Source organism: Bacillus sp. EB106-02-03-XG38, from assembly GCF_058792175.1.
The window spans coordinates 137,509-154,952 of the sequence record NZ_JBYTED010000007.1 but is presented as its reverse complement, the minus strand read 5'-3'; the positions used below and the strand labels follow the sequence as shown (position 1 = coordinate 154,952).

Here is a 17,444-nt window from a genome sequence, read left to right as displayed (position 1 = left end):
AAAAGCGGAAATGGTTGGTCTTGATTTTCAATGATAGTATCATGTTTATTTTATTATGCCTATAATTGGAGGCCATGTGAATGTTAAGTGATCAGGCGAGATATTCTAGGCTCGCGAATATAACAAAAATAATAAATACAAAATTAGAACTACGTGAAGTATTGCAGCGTGTAACAATAGCGATATCAGAGGAGATTGTTAAGTGCAACGCTGTTGGAATTTATTTACCCCAGGAAGATGGAACATTTAGAGGATTTGCAGGAAAACCAGAGACAATAAATGGCGTAACGCTCGATACGCAGGTAATTGATCCTGAAATAGACTTACTGGCAAAAGAAGTTATTGAAACAAAAAAAACTATTTATATCCCTGATACATCAAAGGATGATCGACCGGATTCAAGACCAGTTGCTGCGTTCAAAATTAAATCCTTATTAGCTTTGCCCATCTCATTTGAGCAAGAGTTATTTGGTTTGGTTTTTTTATTTGATTATGGAGTTCCAATGAACTTAACAAATTCAGAAATTCAAAGTGTTGAAGCTTATGTAAATATGGCTGCGGTCGCAATTCAAAATGCAAATAATTTAAAGCAAAAGGAAAACCTTATTGCTGAGAAGCAGCTGTTACTAAATGTTACCCGTGATTTATCAATGTGTTCCTCGATACAGGAGAGTTTTGATAAATGTTTTTTTTACTTAGGGCAGATTTTAGAGAGTAAAAACATGGCAGCTCACCTTTTAGACACCCTAGACAAAACAACGATTAAAACAACGAAGTTAAGCGAGGAATGTGATTGGACAGAAGCAAATTGGACGGAGAAAAGCTATGAAGCCAAGATCCAAGAGGTTATCCAAACAAAAAATATAGATAGTAATGGTCTACTGATGATTCCATTGGTTTCAATGAGAGAAGTATTAGGGGTAATCGTCGTTAGCAAAGAGGGAAAAGCTCACAATTATGATAATTCCCAAATGCAACTGGCAAAATCCATCGTTGATGCCACAGCGCCTACGTTTTCAAACTTGCTATATATGGATCGACTTGAAAGCATGGTGGAAGAGCGCACGAGAGAACTAGCTGTTGCTAATGAAAAAGTTACAAGTGTGATTGAAAGTATTACGGATGGATTCTTTACTTTAAATAATACATGGGAATTTACGTACGTAAATAAGCATCAGTATTTTCCACAAAGAAAAACAGCAAAAGATGTATTAGGCAAGAATATATGGGAGGTTTTCCCGAGTAGCGTTGACGAAGTTATGTATAAGGAACTTCATCGTGTAATGTCAGAGCGAACTACAGTGTATTTTGAATTTTTTTCTGCCCCTGATGAATATTGGCACGAAGTTATTGCATATCCGTATGATGATGGTATTTGTTGTATTTTTAAAAACATAACGGAAAAAAAGCAATATGAGCAGGAATTGAAAAGGTTATCCAACATAGATTTAATAGGGCAAATGGCAGCTGGTATCAGCCATGAGATTAGAAATCCAATGACAACAGTACGAGGATTTTTACAGTTATTAAAAGAAGAGCCCACCTATGAGAAACATAATAAGCACTTTAATTTAATGATTGAAGAACTTGACCGTGCCAATTCTATTATTACTGAATTTCTCTCAATGGGTAATACAAGGAAATCCAATTTGCAGCTGTTAGATTTAAATTCAATTATCCGCGATATTATTCCTTTAATAAAGATTGATACGCATAATCAAAATAAATATATTCAAGTCGATACAAATGACATTCCGGAATTACTTTTAAATCGTAATGAGATACGGCAATTATTAATAAACATATACCGTAATGGCTTAGAAGCGATGGACACAGAGAAAGTTCTAACCATTAGCACCTATAAAGAAGGTCGAGATTGTGTCGTGCTTGCAGTGCGGGATCAAGGAAAAGGTATCAGGCCTGAAGTATTAGAGAAACTAGGCACGCCATTTTACACGACCAAAGATAATGGAACTGGATTGGGGTTAGGTGTATGTTATGCCATTGCTGCCCGTCATAATGCAAAAATAGAAATTCAAACGGGATCCGAAGGCACTACCTTTTTGGTTAAATTTGATTATGGGAATAATAAAAAATAATCTTATTTAGATTAGTTAAGATGAACCTTAACATAAATAAAAAGTAAAGCTTAAGTAAACATAATCAATATATTTCACATGAATTTTGTGTAATATTCATGTTTGAGTTGCCCGCTAAATTAGAGTTGTATAAAAAGAAATGGACTAACCTATATAAGATTAGTCCATTTACAAGTGTGTTAATTAATAGTAAATGCCCATCCGTAATTTCGCGCGATTATCTCATCTTTTTTGATTTATTAATATCATCCCAAAATGAAGGAGTTATCCCACTACCAACTAAAATACCTTTTATAGTATTTAATTTGATTGAAGGCGTTTCTAGAAATAAGACCTTTCTTAATTTCTACTAAAATAAATTCGTTATTAGAAGTATTTCTTAATAATAAATAAAACCATCCCCATGAGCATTAATCCACCTAAGACTACAAAACATCCCTCTAAAATGTTAAAGTAGTAACTTAACGACATGAATTTACACATGCTAAAGGCATTATTATATTTAACATTTCAGGAGGAAACACAATGGCAATGAGCAACAACGATATATTAAAAAGAGTAAGGTACGCTTTAGATATAAGAGATATAGATATGGTAGAAATCTTTAAACTTGGCGGGATGGAAGTAACGAAAGAAGACGTAGTTGATATGCTTACAAAAATAAAGAGAGCGCCTCAGCATGAAGCTGAAAATGATGATGTAGCTGAAGATGAGTACGTAAAAACATGCGATATGATGATGTTAGAAGCATTTTTCAATGGATTTATTACTTTAAAAAGAGGGAAGCAAGATCCGAAACCAGGACAACCAGCACCTGTACAAAGCAAAGAGAGTGCGAATAACCTCCTTTTAAAGAAAATGAAAATTGCACTATCTTTAACGAGTGAGGATGTACTTGATATATTAGATAGCGTAGGCGTTACGGTAACAAAGGGAGAACTAGGAGCCCTATTAAGAAAAAAAGGCCATAAAAATTACAAAGAGTGCGGCGATAGATACGCAAGGAACTTCATTAAGGGATTAGGTGTGAAGTATAGAGGATAATGAGTCCGTTAAAGCGGTAAATGATATAATAGATAGAGTAGGACGTTCGTATCCTACTCTTTTTTTATATGTAAAATAATACGTTAGGTGATGAAATGGTACATACATATTTAGGTGAGACAATTAATTTTCATATAACTTATAAAAAGAAAAAGTCGGTGCGTCTTTTTGTAGATTCGTACGGAAATGTGGAAGTGCAAGCTCCGAAGGGAACGCCCGTTGAATACTTAGTCCAGTTGTTAGAGGAGAAATGGGATTGGATTCAGAAAACACGTAAGGAAATGCAGGAGCGAGCGCTTGGACCACAGGAAAAGGATTATGATCAAGGAGAGGGCTTTCTGTATTTAGGAAATACGTATCCGATACAGATCTCCCAAGATGCAAGTATTACACAAGACAATGCAGTGTTTGAAGGGGATAAGTTACATATTTATGTGAAAGAGCTTAAGGATGAGAAAATCCAGCAGGCTTTAAAACGATTTTACTATAAGCAGTGTAAGTCATTAGTAGAGAAGAGTATTAAAGCGCATCAAAGTAACTTCAAAACAAAACCACGTTCTATTCGTATTACAGATAGTAGTCGTACGTGGGGCACTTGCGATTCAAATTTACAGCTAACATTCAATTGGAAGTTAGCGATGGCACCACAGCGAGTAATTGATTATGTAGTTGTTCATGAAATGTGTCATATGGTTCATTTAAATCATGATCGATCTTTTTGGCGTCTTGTCGGGAAAATAATGCCTGATTACGAGGAAATGGAGAATTGGTTAGCGTTATCTAGTTGGAAGATGACGGTTTAGTGGTGCGCTTTATTGCAATTATTGTCAATACTTGTCGGTAAGTCGATATATTTCAAAAATCGCTGATATATTTGGAGTTGCGCCGATATATTTCGAAAACCACTGGTATATTTGAAATTGCAATCAATATGTCCAATAAAGAGAAAGGAGATGTCATAGTAGACATCTCCTTTTTTCTGGCGTAGCAATCATCGCCCAAACTTCACAACAAAATCTCCGTCCACATTCTTCATTTCATACCCGCGATACCCTTCCGAAATCAACGCCTGTTGTCCACTAGCATCACTCATCGGAACACTTTTAACATCCGTCCAATCGTTCTCCTTATCCCCGCGCAATTCCTTCACAAACACATACCGCATACTTCCGCCATACTTCTCTTTCAGCGCAGCAATCTCCATACCTTGCGCAAACTTATCCTTCAAACTCGGAATGTTAAAAGGGGCAACGGTGCAGCAAACATAGTCGTAGTTGCTATCTTCTTTTTGTAATTCATCCATGATGACTGTCGCTAATATTTTTTGCATCCCATTTCCTCGGCTGTTCGGGTGAACATTTGAGATTTCTTGATAGATGACGCGATGTAGTTCGCTTTCTGCTATGCCAATATCAAGACCTAAATGTTCATCGTCGATAGGAGGGACGAGTAGGGCACGAAATGCGATGAGTTCGTTTTCGATAAAAGCACCGATCATCATGCCGTTTCCTTCTAGAATGTATTGAAATTCTTCTAACGAGAGTGGTTGTAAGCGACTTTTATCTTCTAGCGCTTCAACTACGACGTTTTGTAGTGATAAGATTTGTTCGATATGCTCAAGTGATAGTAATGTAACGTGAAATGGATCGTTATTTTGTTTTAATGCTCCTTTATATAGCACTGTCATGTTGTTAGTCCTCCTTTAGCGTACAACGTCTTGAAATACGGTTAGTTCTTGTAATGTATCTTCATTTATCTCGATACCTAGTCCTGGCTTTTCGTTTAAGCGAATAAATGGTACGTCATAGTGTAAGTTTCCGATGTCTTTCGTGAATTTCAATGGACCTGTTAGCTCGACGCTCGTAATAATTTTTTTCGAGAAAGCGACATGGAATCCTGCGGAAGAGGCAATAGATGATTCGACCATGGATCCAACTTGGCATTCAATGCCGGCCATTTCTGCTTGATGAGCGAGTTTTACAGCGGGATATATGCCACCGCATTTCATTAGTTTTATATTTACTTTATCAGCCGCGTCTAATTTAATGATTTGGCGCATTTCACGAGAACCTTTTAATCCTTCATCAATCATAAGCGGAAGGTCTGTTTTAGAACGAATGTGAGCCATTGCGTCAATATCGTCTGCGACAACGGGCTGTTCAATCCAGTCGATGTTTACATGACCTAATGAACGAAGTGCTGTTAATGTGTTGGCGCTATTTTTCCAACCTTGATTTACATCAACACGAATCGCAATATCATTTCCTACACGTTCACGTACCGCTTCAATTCTTTTTACATCCTCTTTTACATTTGTACCGACTTTCATTTTGAATGATTGATAACCTTTTTGAATCATAGAAGCAGCCTCTTCAGACATGGCTTCAGGTTCGGCGATACTTAAGACGTGAGTGACAGGAAATTCTTCATGGTAACGCCCGCCAATTAATTGATATACAGGTTGATTTAGTTTTTTGCCCATTATATCAAAACAAGCAATATCTATTACGGCTTTTGCAGTAGGAACACCGTAAATTGTATTATCCATCATATCGTGTATTTTCTCGATATTCATTGGATTTTTCCCAATGAGCGCAGGAGCAAGTGTATGTTTTAAAGTATGGAAAGTACTTTCCCATGATTCGCCTGTAACGTGATCATCAGCAACGCCCTCACCGTAGCCGACAATGCCTTCATCTGTTTCCATTTTGACGATAATAGAAGGCATATCAGAGTAAGAACCATAACTAATAACAAACGGATCGCGAAGTGGTAAACGAATTGCGTAAAGATGAATAGCTGTAATTTTCATTAGGTAGAGACCCCTTCCTGTTTACAATAGTTTTGTACATTTGATATAGTTGACGTTAAATAGTCGTTAATTAATGATAAGGAGTTAGAGAAATGATGATAAAAATTGCAGTTGTCGGTTCAAAAGAGTTTATGGAGACACTTTTACCTGTTGCTCATAAACTAGAAGAAATAGAGATTGATCCATATATTTACCTCCATCCGGCAGAATCTTCTGAACTATTGAAGCGTTTAAAGCCTTGTGATTTCATCTTTTTCTCAGGTGCTTTACCTTATTATATGGCAAAAGAAATAAGAGAACAATTACGAATTCCAAGTACGTACTTACAGCAAGACGAGACAACCATCGCATCTTCCATTCTTTCTGTCATGTATCACCAAGGAATTCAACCACATCAAATTTCAATTGATTTAGTAGACCGTTCCTTCATTACAAATGTGTTCCATGATATCGGCATAAAAGAAAAGCCACAAGTGTTTGATTATAAAAATATGCTGTGGAGCAAAGATGAAATAAATAGAGTTATTGATTTTCATGTAGCTAAATATCAATCTGGAGAAGCACATTTAGCTTTAACTAGTATTCACGCTGTCTATGATGAACTTCAAAAAATAGGTATTCCTTCAGAGCGTATGATAGATCCGAAGCAATCTATTATACATGGGTTAAAAGATGCGAAAATAAAAGCTGAGTTAGCAAAAAGCCATTCAGCTACTGTTGGTGCTTGTATGATTTCTTCTTTAGAATTAAGAGAAGGTTTGCTTGAGCAATTAGATGCTATTTCCAAAGCACTACATGGTTCATTTAAAAAAGTTGATGAAATGACATTCATTTTGTATACGACTCGTGGTGATATTGAATCGATTATAAAAACGAATATGATAAATAATTTATTTGCGAGTATAGAAGGAACGATAGCTATTGGATTTGGTTACGGAAAAACTGTAAAAGAAGCGGAGAAAAATGCTAAAATCGCTCAAGATTTTGCGAAGAACAATCCAATAGACCACTGTTTTTATATACTAACAAGTGATAAAGAACTATTTGGTCCGTTCCCGAAAGAACAGAGAGTACAAAGTTTGAAGAATGAAAACCCAGAACTAATGAAAATAGCGAAAGAAACGAAACTTAGTCCAGCAAACTTATCAAAAATTATTCAATTTAGTCAATCACATTCGTCATTGAAGTTTACTGCAGCAGACCTCTCTGAATACTTACAGGTGACACGCCGATCAACAGAAAGGTTATTAAAGAAACTTGTTGATTATGGATATGCTCATATTTGCGGCGAGGAAATGCCTTATCAACAAGGACGCCCTCGCGCAATATATGAACTGAATTTACCATTATCTTTAAGCTTCTAATTGAGCTTTTTGTTTTTTTAGTAGTTCTGCTTTTTCAATGTCAGATAGTTTTGTAATTGTGAGATCAGTTATACCATAAATGATTGAGATAATAGGTACGATGAAATTCAATATAGCATAAGGAGCATATTCGAATGCGCCAACTCCAAGTGTTGCGAGTATAAATACACCACATGTATTCCAAGGTACAAACACGGAAGTTAATGTTCCACCATCTTCTAATGCTCTGGATAAATTTTTAGAATGTAGCCCCTTTTCTGTGTATGCATTTGCGTACATTCTTGAAGGAACAACAATCGAAATATATTGTTCAGAGCAAGTAAGATTGGTTGCAAAGCAAGATGCGATAGTAGAAGCGATAAGCCCTTTTGCTGATGTCGCTAATTTTAAAATTTGATTTACAATTGAGCGAAGAATACCAGTATGTTCTAGTACTCCGCCAAAAGTCATAGCGACAATTGTCATAGAAACAGTATTCATCATCGAATCTAAGCCACCGCGGTTAAATAGTTCGTCTACTAGCTTGTTTCCAGTGTCTATGACAAATCCAGCTTGGAGTGCACCGACAGAGGCTGAGACAGAACCACCTTGAATAAAGACTTGTGATAAAAATCCTAAAATAATACCTACGAGAATAGCTGGTATAGCTGGCACTTTTTTAGCGACCAATACCATAACGACTACAGGTATGATTAATAGGAAAGGTGAGATAACAAAGTTTTGTTGCAACACTTGTAACGTTTGATCGATGCTTTTTGCATCAATATTGTTAGCACCGAAGCTTCTTCCTAAGAACGCATAGACGATAAGAGTAATAATTAAACCTGGGATTGTAGTAAATAACATATGACGAATATGCGCGAATAAATCTGTATTTGTTAATCCAGCGGCTAAGTTTGTCGTGTCTGAAAGCGGTGACATTTTATCGCCGAAATAAGAGCCTGAAATAATGGCACCAGCAACCATTGGAGCTGGGATTCCCATACTTAGGCCAATTCCCATTCCTGCAACGCCGATAGTTCCCATTGTAGACCAAGAGCTACCGATCGCTAATGCAACGATAGAACAAATCACGGTAATTGAAACTAAAAATAGTGATGGAGTTAAAAGTTTTAAACCGTAATAAATCATTGTTGCGACGATTCCGCCGCCAATCCAAGCACCAATCGTTAAACCTACTAGAATAATGATAACGATAGCGGGTAACGCGAGGCGAATTCCTTTATACATTGCTTCTTCAAGATCGTTCCACTTGTAGCCATAGCGCCAAGCGACGATAGAAGCAACGGTAGTACCGATAATAAGTGGGACGTGAGGGCTTTGTTTTAATACAACAATTGTAACCATCATAACTGCAACTGTAATGATAATAGGGATTATTGCTACGCCAAAAGGTATTTCTTTTTTCATAAACTGCCTCCTCATTATGTATGTTTTTCTATTTTTAGAATTGTCGCAAAATAGACGCTATTAAGTTATAATAACTAAAAAGTTATATAAGCGTCAATAAAAAACAGAAAATAAGGAATGTTCTATCGTTATAAAATGAGTAGGAATAAGTTGTCGATTACATTTGAAAATAAACAATTGACTTTTTTCTTAAAATTCAATATGTTCATAAAAACATCTGTTTTTCATAAGTATAATTAACCTGAATGTTTTTGGAATTTGGGAAGGAGAATGTAGCTTTGAAAACATTAGAACTACAAGAGCGTTTAACTGAAATTTTTCAACATTTACATGAAAACCCTGAAGTGAGTTGGAAAGAGTATGAAACGACAGCGTATATTACTAACTTTTTAAAAGAAGAAGGAATTTCATATAAAATATTTGATGATTGTCCAGGCGTGATTGCGGAAATCGGAAGCGGAAATCCAGTTGTTGCAATTCGTGCCGATATGGATGCACTATGGCAAGAAGTAGACGGAGAATTTAAAGCGAATCATTCATGTGGTCACGATGCTCATATGACAATTGTGATGGGGCTTATTTTACAATTGAAAAATATGAGATGGAATAGTGGAACGGTTAGATTTATTTTTCAGCCGGCAGAAGAAAAGGGAAATGGCTCTTTAAAGATGGTAGAGAAGGGTGCTGTAGATGATGCTGACTTCTTGTTTGGTGTTCATTTAAGACCAATTGAAGAACTGCCTTTGAAACAAGCAGCCCCATCTATTCGTCACGGAGCAGCAGGATTTTTAGAAGGAACGATTCATGGAGATGATGCACACGGGGCACGCCCGCATCAAGGGATAAATGCAATTGATGTCATTTCTATGATCAATATCGGTTTGAAAAATATATGGCTATCGCCGCAAAGTTCATATTCAGTGAAGATGACAAGGTGCCAAGCTGGTGGAGATAATTTAAATATTATTCCGGGGAACGGCCATTTTAGCTTAGATGTTAGGGCAGAGAGTAATACATTATTAGAAGAACTAAAGAAAAAAATAGAACATGTAATAGAATCAGCCGCATCGATGGGATCTGAAACTTCATACAAATGGATTGATCTCGCACCAGGAGCTGAAGTTTCAGAAGAAGCTGAGCGCTTTATGCGAAAAGGCATTCTTGAAGTGTACGGGGAAGAGGGATGTACTGGACCACTGTATACGACAGGAAGTGATGATTTCCATTACTACACAGTGAAGAGACCACATTTAAAAGCTGTCATGCTTGGGCTAGGGGCCAACCTACAACCTGGATTACACCATCCGTATATGAAGTTCGATCATAGTTGTATTATGGATGGGGTAGAAATATTGAAACAAACTGTATTGAAAGTGTTAGAAGACAGGGGCTAGAGAGCTCCTGTTTTTTTATGGTGAATTGTCGGTAAATCGATATTCTTTGTCGAAACGTCGATATATTGAAAAAAACGTTGAAATATTTGAAGTTATGATAGATATATTCAGAAAATCGTTTATATAATTTCACGTACCAGTTAACTTGATGAAAAATGAGTCTCCTGTACATGGTGTATAATAATAAGTACCATTTCTTAATAGGAGAAAATCAATGAACGAACAATATTATGATGCAGTTTTAAACATAAAAACAGTCGGTGAGCAAAAAGGGTTTAACAAGTCTATGCATTATCACCGTTATGAACCGACGCCGTATAGCGGATTAGATGAGCTATTGAATCAATATGAAATAAGAAGTAGCGACCGGGTTGTAGACTTTGGATGCGGAAAAGGACGATTAAATTTTTACATGCACCATAAGTGTGGTGCTTCAGCGGTTGGAATTGAAATGAATGAAGAGTTTTATAAAGACGCGTTGGATAATCTTGATCGTTATGCGCGAAAGGTAAGAAACAGTAAAGATAAAATTGGGTTTGAATGCTGTTTAGCGCAGGAATATGAAATTGATCCACGTGATAACCGGTTTTATTTCTTCAATCCATTTTCTGTACAAGTGTTTATGAACGTAGTAAATAATATTTTACTTTCGGTAGAAGAGACGGAGAGAGAAGTGGATATTATTTTATATTATCCTTCTGAAGATTATATTTTCTTCTTGGAGAATCAGACTGCGTTTGAGCTGAAGAGAGAAGTAAGGTTGCCTGGGGCTTATGAGAAGAATGGGAATGAGAGATTTTTAGTATATAGATTGGAGTGTTAATGTATGGGGGCTTGGGGAGTAGCAATATTATCGGACGATATTGCTGAAGATATTAAGTTACTGTATAAGGATTTGTTAGCAAATGAATATTCAAATGAGGACGCAAGTAGGATTGTAATTGAGGAATACAAGAATGAATTAGATGATGAAGAGACTATTGTGTTTTGGTTAGTATTTGCTTCCGTACAATGGAAGTTAGGGAGACTTCAAGAGAATGTTAAGCAGGAGGCATTGCAAATAATAGAGAGTGGTGCAGATTTAGCCCGCTGGCAAGAAGAACCTAAATTACAGAAGAAACGTGAAGTAGTTTTAAATAAACTAAGAGAACAGTTACATTCTCCGCAGCCAGAAGCTAAAAAAGTGCCGAAGAGATTTATAACTAATACTTCTTTAAAAGCAGGTGATGCTGTTAGTTATGAATTAGTATCAGGGAGTTATATTATTCTTAAAGTCATTGAGATTATTGAGGAATGTCACGGAGATCGGTATCCTCTATTTAAAATATGTGACTGGGAAGGAAGAGAAGTTCCTTCAAAGGAACAAATTAACCAATTCGGTTTAAAGAAAAAGATTTATGAAGGTGGAAAGCAAGAAATGATGAAACTTGCTATTTATCCTTCAGGAAAAAGAGATAATCCAACTAAGAGAATGCAAGTAGTAGCAGAAAATGTAAAAGTAGTATTGAATGTAGGAACACCTTATACAGTAATGAGTTGGAAGGAACTTGATAACTATTTACATGAAATATAATAAAAAAGACGCGCTACCTATTGGTAGCGCGTCTTTTTTTATTAGTTACGGATTAAGTAATCAAATGCACCTAAAGCTGCGTTTGCACCTGAACCCATAGAGATGATGATTTGTTTGTACGGATTATTTGTACAGTCACCTGCAGCAAACACTCCTGGTACGTTTGTAGCGCCGTGCTTGTCTGTTACGATTTCACCGCGAGCGCGTTCAACTGTTTCGCCTAACCAGTCCGTGTTTGGAACAAGACCGATTTGTACGAATACACCTTGTAATTCAACGTGATGAACTTCTTCAGTTTCACGGTCGATGTAAGAAATACCGTTTACTTTATCAGTACCAGTAATTTCTTTCGTTTGAACGTTTTTCAGAACAGTTACGTTTGGTAAGCTGTTAAGACGCTCTTGTAATACAGCATCAGCTTTTAATTCTGGCATGAATTCAAGAACAGTTACGTGCTTAACAATACCTGCTAAGTCGATTGCTGCTTCAATACCAGAGTTACCTCCGCCGATAACTGCTACGTCTTTTCCAGTGAATAATGGACCGTCGCAGTGTGGGCAGTATGCTACACCTTTATTTTTGAACTCAGCTTCACCTGGTACGCCGACGTTACGCCAGCGAGCACCTGTAGAAACGATTACGCTCTTACTTTTCAGAATAGCGCCGTTTTCAAGTTCCACTTCAATAAGTTCTTTTTTCTCTAAACGTTTTGCACGTTGTAGATTCATTACATCGATGTCGTATTCTTTAACGTGCTCTTCAAGGCTTGCTACTAGCTTAGGACCTTCAGTGCGTTTTACGCTGATGAAGTTCTCAATGCCCATAGTATCCATTACTTGACCACCGAAGCGCTCAGCAACGATACCAGTGCGGATGCCTTTACGTGCTGCATAAATCGCTGCACTTGCACCAGCAGGACCGCCACCAACAACAAGAACATCGTATGGATCTTTATCAGAAAGCTCTGATGCATCTGGACCGTTACCCATTTTAGCTAAAATTTCTTCAAGAGTCATACGACCGCTTCCGAAAGATTCGCCGTTTAGGAAAACTGTTGGTACTGCCATGATGTCTTTGCTTTCTACTTCCTCTTTGAATGCAGCGCCATCAATCATAGTATGTGTAATACTAGAGTTTAGAACGCTCATTACGTTAAGAGCTTGTACAACATCAGGACAGTTATGACAACTTAAGCTGATATAAGATTCAAAATGATATTCGCCTTGAATGTTTTTAATTTGATCGATTAATTTTTGTTCAACTTTTGGAGCGCGTCCACTTACTTGTAGTAAAGCTAACACTAATGAAGTAAATTCGTGTCCTAATGGAATACCAGCGAATACAACACCAGTGTCTTCACCAGGGCGGTTTACGCTAAAGCTTGGTGTTCTCTCTAATTCAACTTTTTCTACTGTAATCTTAGATGACATAGTAGCTAATTCGTCTACTAGAGCTAACATATCTTTAGATACGTCATCGTCTCCTGCGCTTACTTTAAGTAAAATATCGTTCTCCATTAACTGAAGATATTGGGATAGTTGTGTTTTTATATCTGCATCTAGTATCATTTTGATCGAACTCCTTAGATTTTGCCTACAAGGTCAAGGCTTGGTTTAAGTGTTGCAGAACCCTCTTGCCATTTAGCTGGGCAAACTTCACCTGGGTTGTTACGTACGTATTGAGCTGCTTTAATTTTGTTAACAAGAATACTTGCGTCACGGCCGATACCGTCAGCATTGATTTCCATAGATTGGATAACGCCGTCTGGATCGATGATGAATGTACCACGAGCAGCAAGACCTTCTTCTTCCATTAAAACGTTGAAGTTTGTAGTGATTGTGCGAGTTGGGTCACCAATCATGATGTACTCGATTTTGCCGATAGTTTCTGAGCTATCATGCCATGCTTTGTGAGTGAAGTGAGTGTCTGTAGATACAGAGTATACTTCAACGCCTAACTCTTTAAGAGCTGCGTATTGGTTTTGTAAGTCTTCAAGTTCAGTTGGGCAAACGAATGTGAAGTCAGCTGGGTAGAAACAAACTACACTCCATTTTCCTTTTAAACTTTCGTCAGTAACTTGGATAAATTCTCCATTATGGTAAGCATTAGCTTTAAACGGTTTTACTTCTGTGCCGATTAATAACATATTAAAATTCCTCCTAAATGTTGGTTTTGAGCATCAAAAAATAGTGTGCTCATAAAATATATTTTTTAATTAACTATAATAATTCTAATTCGATATTAATTATCATATAGAATTGGTTATTTTGTCAAGAGAATAAACCAACTTTATATCAATTTAATTAATATTTATTCTCAATTAAGATTGTTAGGGAATGAAAAGTTAGTTTTGATGTAATAGATTTTCAATGAGTATATAAAAGAGTAGTGCATATGTGAGAGACATGTTGTAAGTATAAATTGATAGGAAGGGAATAATTCTTAGAAGTTGTCGATTTGAAAAGGGATTGCTTAGTTCTATTTTACAAAGAATTTTGTGATAAATAAAATAAAATGAATTAAAATCTTTTTGAACAATTTTTGTCATCTCAAATATATAATTAGGAAGCATATTGCGTTGATATAGAAACATTGACTCCCTTTTTTAACAAGATATAATAAAACCTAGATATACCTTTCAAAAAGAAGAAGATATAATATAGGATGAAAAAATTTTAACCTATTATTTTTTATAGCTTTTAGAAAACGCTTACAATTAGTGTGGAGGGGAAACCATGTCTAAGTTCACAAAGTATTTTTTAATGGAAGCTAACGATGTGATTGTATATGTGAAAGAGAAATTATCTAAGTTCGAGGATGCAAAGGGGTTACAGTGTAAAGAAATAGGCGATGGTAATTTAAATTATGTATTCCGCGTTTGGGATGAACAGGAGAATATTTCTGTCATTGTAAAGCAAGCTGGGGATACAGCACGTATTTCAGATGAGTTTAAGTTGTCGACGAATCGTATTCGTATTGAATCAGATGTTTTGCAGTTAGAGGAGGAGTTAGCACCTGGGCTTGTTCCAAAGGTGTATTTGTTTGATAGTGTGATGAATTGTTGCGTAATGGAAGATTTATCAGACCACACAATATTACGTACAGCACTTATAAATCATCAAATGTTTCCAAAGCTTGCGGATGATTTAACGACCTTTTTAGTAAATACACTCTTATTAACGTCGGATGTTGTAATGAATCATAAAGAGAAGAAGGAGCTCGTGAAAAACTATATAAATCCTGAATTATGTGAGATTACAGAAGACCTGGTCTACGCTGAGCCATTTACAAATCATAATAAGCGTAATGAGCTGTTTCCGTTAAATGAAGGATGGATTAGAGAGCATATATATAGTGATAAAGAGCTTCGTATGGAAGTCGCAAAACTTAAGTTTTCTTTTATGACGAATGCACAGGCGCTTATTCATGGTGATTTGCATACTGGTTCTGTTTTTGTGAAAAGTGATTCCACAAAGGTTATTGATCCTGAGTTTGCCTTTTATGGACCGATGGGATACGACGTTGGAAATGTAGTGGCGAATTTAATGTTTGCTTGGGTGAATGCAGATGCAACCATGCCGCCCGGTACTGAGAAAGATACGTATATGAGTTGGTTACAAACGACAATGGTAGAGGTAATTGATTTGTTTAAGAAGAAGTTTTTAAGTGCATGGGATATTCATGTGACCGAGATTATGGCGAAGGAAGAAGGCTTTAAGGAAGTATATTTACAATCTGTATTAGAGGATACAGCTGCAGTAACAGGTCTGGAGTTAATTCGTCGTATTGTTGGGCTAGCGAAAGTAAAAGATATGACTTGCATTGAGAATGAGGAAGCACGTGCTAGAGCAGAACGTATTTGTCTTCAAGTAGCGAAGAAATTTATTTTACGGGCGAATCAATATAAAACAGGCACAAGCTTTGTAGAAACGTTAAAAGAACAGTCGATGAACTACGCGAAGTAAGGGGAGAAGATGATGGAAGAGCAATTAATACCTATTCAGTGGAAAGATGATTCTTTAGTTTTATTAGATCAAACATTATTACCGAATGAAGTTGTCTATGAATCTTTCAAGACAGCTGAAAGCGTGTGGGATGCCATTCAAGTAATGAAAGTAAGAGGAGCGCCAGCGATTGGTGTTTCAGCAGCGTATGGTGTGTATTTAGGTGCTAAGGAAGTTATCCAAGGTACGGTGGAAGACTTTATAGCGGAAGTCAAAAAGGTGTGTGCATATTTGGCGACATCAAGGCCAACAGCAGTAAATCTATTTTGGGCACTTGAAAGAATGGAGGCAGTCGCGGTAGAGAACTCACATTTATCAATCGCGCAGTTGAAAGATAGATTACTAGAAGAGGCGAAAGAGATTCATAGAGAAGATGAGGAAATTAACCGTCAAATCGGGGAACATGCATTAACGTTATTCCATGATGGAATGGGAGTATTAACACATTGTAATGCTGGTGCGTTAGCGACGACTAAGTATGGTACTGCGACAGCTCCAATGTACTTAGCGAAAGAAAAAGGATGGGATTTAAAAATCTATTCAGATGAAACTCGTCCTAGGTTACAAGGTTCAACGTTAACTGCATTAGAACTACAACGGGCGGGGATTGATGTTACTGTCATTACGGATAATATGGCAGCTATGGTCATGTCGCAAGGAAAAATTGACGCTGTAATCGTTGGGTGTGATCGTGTGGCAGCAAACGGTGATGTAGCAAATAAAATTGGGACATTAGGTGTATCTATTTTAGCGAAATACTACAACATTCCCTTTTATGTAGCGGCACCAACACCGACAATTGACTTAAAAACACCGACAGGAACAGAAATTCCGATTGAGGAAAGAGATGCTTCTGAAGTGATTAATCGTTTTGGACAATATTCTGCTCCAAAAGAAAGTAAAGTATATAATCCAGCATTTGATGTCACGCCACATGAAAATGTAACAGCGATTATTACGGAAAAAGGGATTGTAAAAGCACCGTTTACGGAGAACTTAAAAAATCTGTTTCAATAAATAGATAGAATAAAAAAGTCAGTCATCATAAGCTTCATACTTAGGGGGATGTATATGTTATTACAAAAAGAAAGAGAAGAAATTGTAGCGTATGGAAAGAAAATGATTTCTAGCGGTTTGACAAAGGGGACAGGCGGTAATATTAGTATTTTTAATCGCGAACAAGGTCTTGTTGCGATTAGTCCAAGTGGTTTAGAGTATTATGAAACAAAACCTGAAGATGTAGTTATATTAAATTTAGATGGTGAAGTGGTAGAGGGAGAGAGAAAACCATCAAGCGAGCTCGATATGCATCTTATTTATTATAGAAATCGTGAAGATATAAATGCGCTTGTGCATACACATTCACCTTATGCGAAGACGATTGCATCATTAGGGTGGGAGCTTCCTGCTGTATCATATTTAATTGCTTTCGCAGGCCCGAATGTTCGCTGTGCACCGTATGAAACATTTGGTACGAAGCAATTAGCAGAGGCTGCTTTCGAAGGCATGATTGATCGCCGTGCGGTTTTACTTGCGAACCACGGTTTAATTGCAGGTGCAAATAATATAAAAATGGCATTTACTGTTGCGGAAGAAATTGAGTTTTGTGCGCAAATTTATTATCAAACGAAAAGCGTTGGAGAACCGAAGTTATTGCCAGAAGATGAGATGGAGAATTTGGCGAAGAAGTTTGAAGGATATGGGCAGCAGTAGAATGAAATAAGAAACACCCTCAAGATTTCAC

General features: G+C 36.8%; 15 protein-coding genes. 10 read left to right on the top strand and 5 right to left on the bottom strand.

Annotated elements, in window-relative coordinates:
* Positions 1–80 precede the first annotated feature (80 nt).
* The 3 genes from AC3WTI_RS24995 (at position 81) to AC3WTI_RS24985 (ending at position 3,946) form a co-directional block, all read left to right on the top strand.
* On the top strand, positions 81–2,099 hold the full coding sequence (locus tag AC3WTI_RS24995) for a GAF domain-containing sensor histidine kinase (protein ID WP_097840587.1): 2,019 nt from the start codon (positions 81–83) through the stop codon (positions 2,097–2,099).
* 525 nt (positions 2,100–2,624) lie between these two features.
* Positions 2,625–3,143 carry a YehS family protein gene (locus AC3WTI_RS24990; protein ID WP_063262717.1) on the top strand — a complete coding sequence of 173 codons (519 nt, stop codon included), beginning with the start codon at positions 2,625–2,627 and terminating at the stop codon, positions 3,141–3,143.
* Between the two features lie 95 nt (positions 3,144–3,238).
* The gene (locus tag AC3WTI_RS24985; protein WP_097840586.1) at positions 3,239–3,946 is read left to right on the top strand and encodes a M48 family metallopeptidase; all 708 of its coding nucleotides are present in this window, start codon (positions 3,239–3,241) and stop codon (positions 3,944–3,946) included.
* 188 nt (positions 3,947–4,134) lie between these two features.
* Here AC3WTI_RS24985 and AC3WTI_RS24980 read toward each other — a convergent pair whose 3' ends face one another.
* Positions 4,135–4,830, bottom strand: a complete 696-nt coding sequence (locus AC3WTI_RS24980; protein ID WP_097840585.1) for an N-acetyltransferase — start codon at positions 4,828–4,830, stop codon at positions 4,135–4,137.
* Positions 4,831–4,845: 15 nt separating this feature from the next.
* Positions 4,846–5,955: a mandelate racemase/muconate lactonizing enzyme family protein gene (locus tag AC3WTI_RS24975; protein WP_087957362.1), complete on the bottom strand. Its 1,110-nt coding sequence runs from the start codon at positions 5,953–5,955 to the stop codon at positions 4,846–4,848.
* Between the two features lie 92 nt (positions 5,956–6,047).
* On the opposite strand from AC3WTI_RS24975, the gene AC3WTI_RS24970 reads away from it, so the two are divergent.
* A complete protein-coding gene (locus AC3WTI_RS24970; protein WP_087957361.1) occupies positions 6,048–7,319 on the top strand; it encodes a transcriptional regulator in 1,272 nt (423 codons plus the stop codon).
* On the opposite strand, the gene nhaC is transcribed toward AC3WTI_RS24970, so the two are convergent.
* Positions 7,308–8,729: a Na+/H+ antiporter NhaC gene (nhaC, locus tag AC3WTI_RS24965; protein ID WP_253621466.1), complete on the bottom strand. Its 1,422-nt coding sequence runs from the start codon at positions 8,727–8,729 to the stop codon at positions 7,308–7,310. The two genes, AC3WTI_RS24970 and nhaC, sit on opposite strands and share 12 nt — an antisense overlap.
* 278 nt (positions 8,730–9,007) lie before the next feature.
* Here nhaC and AC3WTI_RS24960 point away from each other — a divergent pair, with 278 nt between their 5' ends.
* The 3 genes from AC3WTI_RS24960 (at position 9,008) to AC3WTI_RS24950 (ending at position 11,696) form a co-directional block, all read left to right on the top strand.
* Entirely contained in the window at positions 9,008–10,123 is a 1,116-nt protein-coding gene (locus AC3WTI_RS24960; protein WP_087957359.1) for a M20 peptidase aminoacylase family protein, read from the top strand.
* A 214-nt stretch (positions 10,124–10,337) separates the two neighbouring features.
* Entirely contained in the window at positions 10,338–10,946 is a 609-nt protein-coding gene (locus AC3WTI_RS24955; protein WP_087957358.1) for an SAM-dependent methyltransferase, read from the top strand.
* 3 nt (positions 10,947–10,949) lie between these two features.
* Positions 10,950–11,696 (top strand): hypothetical protein, encoded by a 747-nt coding sequence (locus AC3WTI_RS24950; protein ID WP_097840584.1) that lies wholly within the window; start codon positions 10,950–10,952, stop codon positions 11,694–11,696.
* A gap of 41 nt (positions 11,697–11,737) precedes the next feature.
* On the opposite strand, the gene ahpF is transcribed toward AC3WTI_RS24950, so the two are convergent.
* Together ahpF and ahpC are read right to left on the bottom strand one after the other, a co-directional pair.
* Positions 11,738–13,264 (bottom strand): alkyl hydroperoxide reductase subunit F, encoded by a 1,527-nt coding sequence (ahpF, locus tag AC3WTI_RS24945; RefSeq protein WP_087957356.1) that lies wholly within the window; start codon positions 13,262–13,264, stop codon positions 11,738–11,740.
* A gap of 14 nt (positions 13,265–13,278) precedes the next feature.
* Positions 13,279–13,842, bottom strand: coding sequence for an alkyl hydroperoxide reductase subunit C (gene ahpC, locus AC3WTI_RS24940; RefSeq protein WP_097840583.1), 564 nt, complete (start codon positions 13,840–13,842; stop codon positions 13,279–13,281).
* A gap of 589 nt (positions 13,843–14,431) precedes the next feature.
* Between ahpC and mtnK the strand changes: the two genes are divergently transcribed.
* From mtnK to AC3WTI_RS24925, 3 genes are read left to right on the top strand one after another with little or no spacing between them, the layout of a single operon-like run.
* Positions 14,432–15,661 carry an S-methyl-5-thioribose kinase gene (gene mtnK / locus AC3WTI_RS24935; protein WP_087957354.1) on the top strand — a complete coding sequence of 410 codons (1,230 nt, stop codon included), beginning with the start codon at positions 14,432–14,434 and terminating at the stop codon, positions 15,659–15,661.
* A 12-nt stretch (positions 15,662–15,673) separates the two neighbouring features.
* A complete protein-coding gene (mtnA, locus tag AC3WTI_RS24930) occupies positions 15,674–16,717 on the top strand; it encodes an S-methyl-5-thioribose-1-phosphate isomerase (RefSeq protein WP_492304472.1) in 1,044 nt (347 codons plus the stop codon).
* A gap of 54 nt (positions 16,718–16,771) precedes the next feature.
* Positions 16,772–17,413 carry an L-fuculose-phosphate aldolase gene (locus tag AC3WTI_RS24925; protein ID WP_000926562.1) on the top strand — a complete coding sequence of 214 codons (642 nt, stop codon included), beginning with the start codon at positions 16,772–16,774 and terminating at the stop codon, positions 17,411–17,413.
* Positions 17,414–17,444 lie beyond the last annotated feature (31 nt).

What these genes read in the sequence shown, in the direction of transcription:
- AC3WTI_RS24995 (WP_097840587.1), top strand. Translation starts at nt 81, where the DNA reads ATGTTAAGTGATCAGGCGAGATATTCTAGGCTCGCGAATATAACAAAA.
- AC3WTI_RS24990 (WP_063262717.1), top strand. Translation starts at nt 2,625, where the DNA reads ATGGCAATGAGCAACAACGATATATTAAAAAGAGTAAGGTACGCTTTA.
- AC3WTI_RS24985 (WP_097840586.1), top strand. Translation starts at nt 3,239, where the DNA reads ATGGTACATACATATTTAGGTGAGACAATTAATTTTCATATAACTTAT.
- AC3WTI_RS24980 (WP_097840585.1), bottom strand. Translation starts at nt 4,830, where the DNA reads ATGACAGTGCTATATAAAGGAGCATTAAAACAAAATAACGATCCATTT.
- AC3WTI_RS24975 (WP_087957362.1), bottom strand. Translation starts at nt 5,955, where the DNA reads ATGAAAATTACAGCTATTCATCTTTACGCAATTCGTTTACCACTTCGC.
- AC3WTI_RS24970 (WP_087957361.1), top strand. Translation starts at nt 6,048, where the DNA reads ATGATGATAAAAATTGCAGTTGTCGGTTCAAAAGAGTTTATGGAGACA.
- nhaC (WP_253621466.1), bottom strand. Translation starts at nt 8,729, where the DNA reads ATGAAAAAAGAAATACCTTTTGGCGTAGCAATAATCCCTATTATCATT.
- AC3WTI_RS24955 (WP_087957358.1), top strand. Translation starts at nt 10,338, where the DNA reads ATGAACGAACAATATTATGATGCAGTTTTAAACATAAAAACAGTCGGT.
- AC3WTI_RS24950 (WP_097840584.1), top strand. Translation starts at nt 10,950, where the DNA reads ATGGGGGCTTGGGGAGTAGCAATATTATCGGACGATATTGCTGAAGAT.
- ahpF (WP_087957356.1), bottom strand. Translation starts at nt 13,264, where the DNA reads ATGATACTAGATGCAGATATAAAAACACAACTATCCCAATATCTTCAG.
- ahpC (WP_097840583.1), bottom strand. Translation starts at nt 13,842, where the DNA reads ATGTTATTAATCGGCACAGAAGTAAAACCGTTTAAAGCTAATGCTTAC.
- mtnK (WP_087957354.1), top strand. Translation starts at nt 14,432, where the DNA reads ATGTCTAAGTTCACAAAGTATTTTTTAATGGAAGCTAACGATGTGATT.
- mtnA (WP_492304472.1), top strand. Translation starts at nt 15,674, where the DNA reads ATGGAAGAGCAATTAATACCTATTCAGTGGAAAGATGATTCTTTAGTT.
- AC3WTI_RS24925 (WP_000926562.1), top strand. Translation starts at nt 16,772, where the DNA reads ATGTTATTACAAAAAGAAAGAGAAGAAATTGTAGCGTATGGAAAGAAA.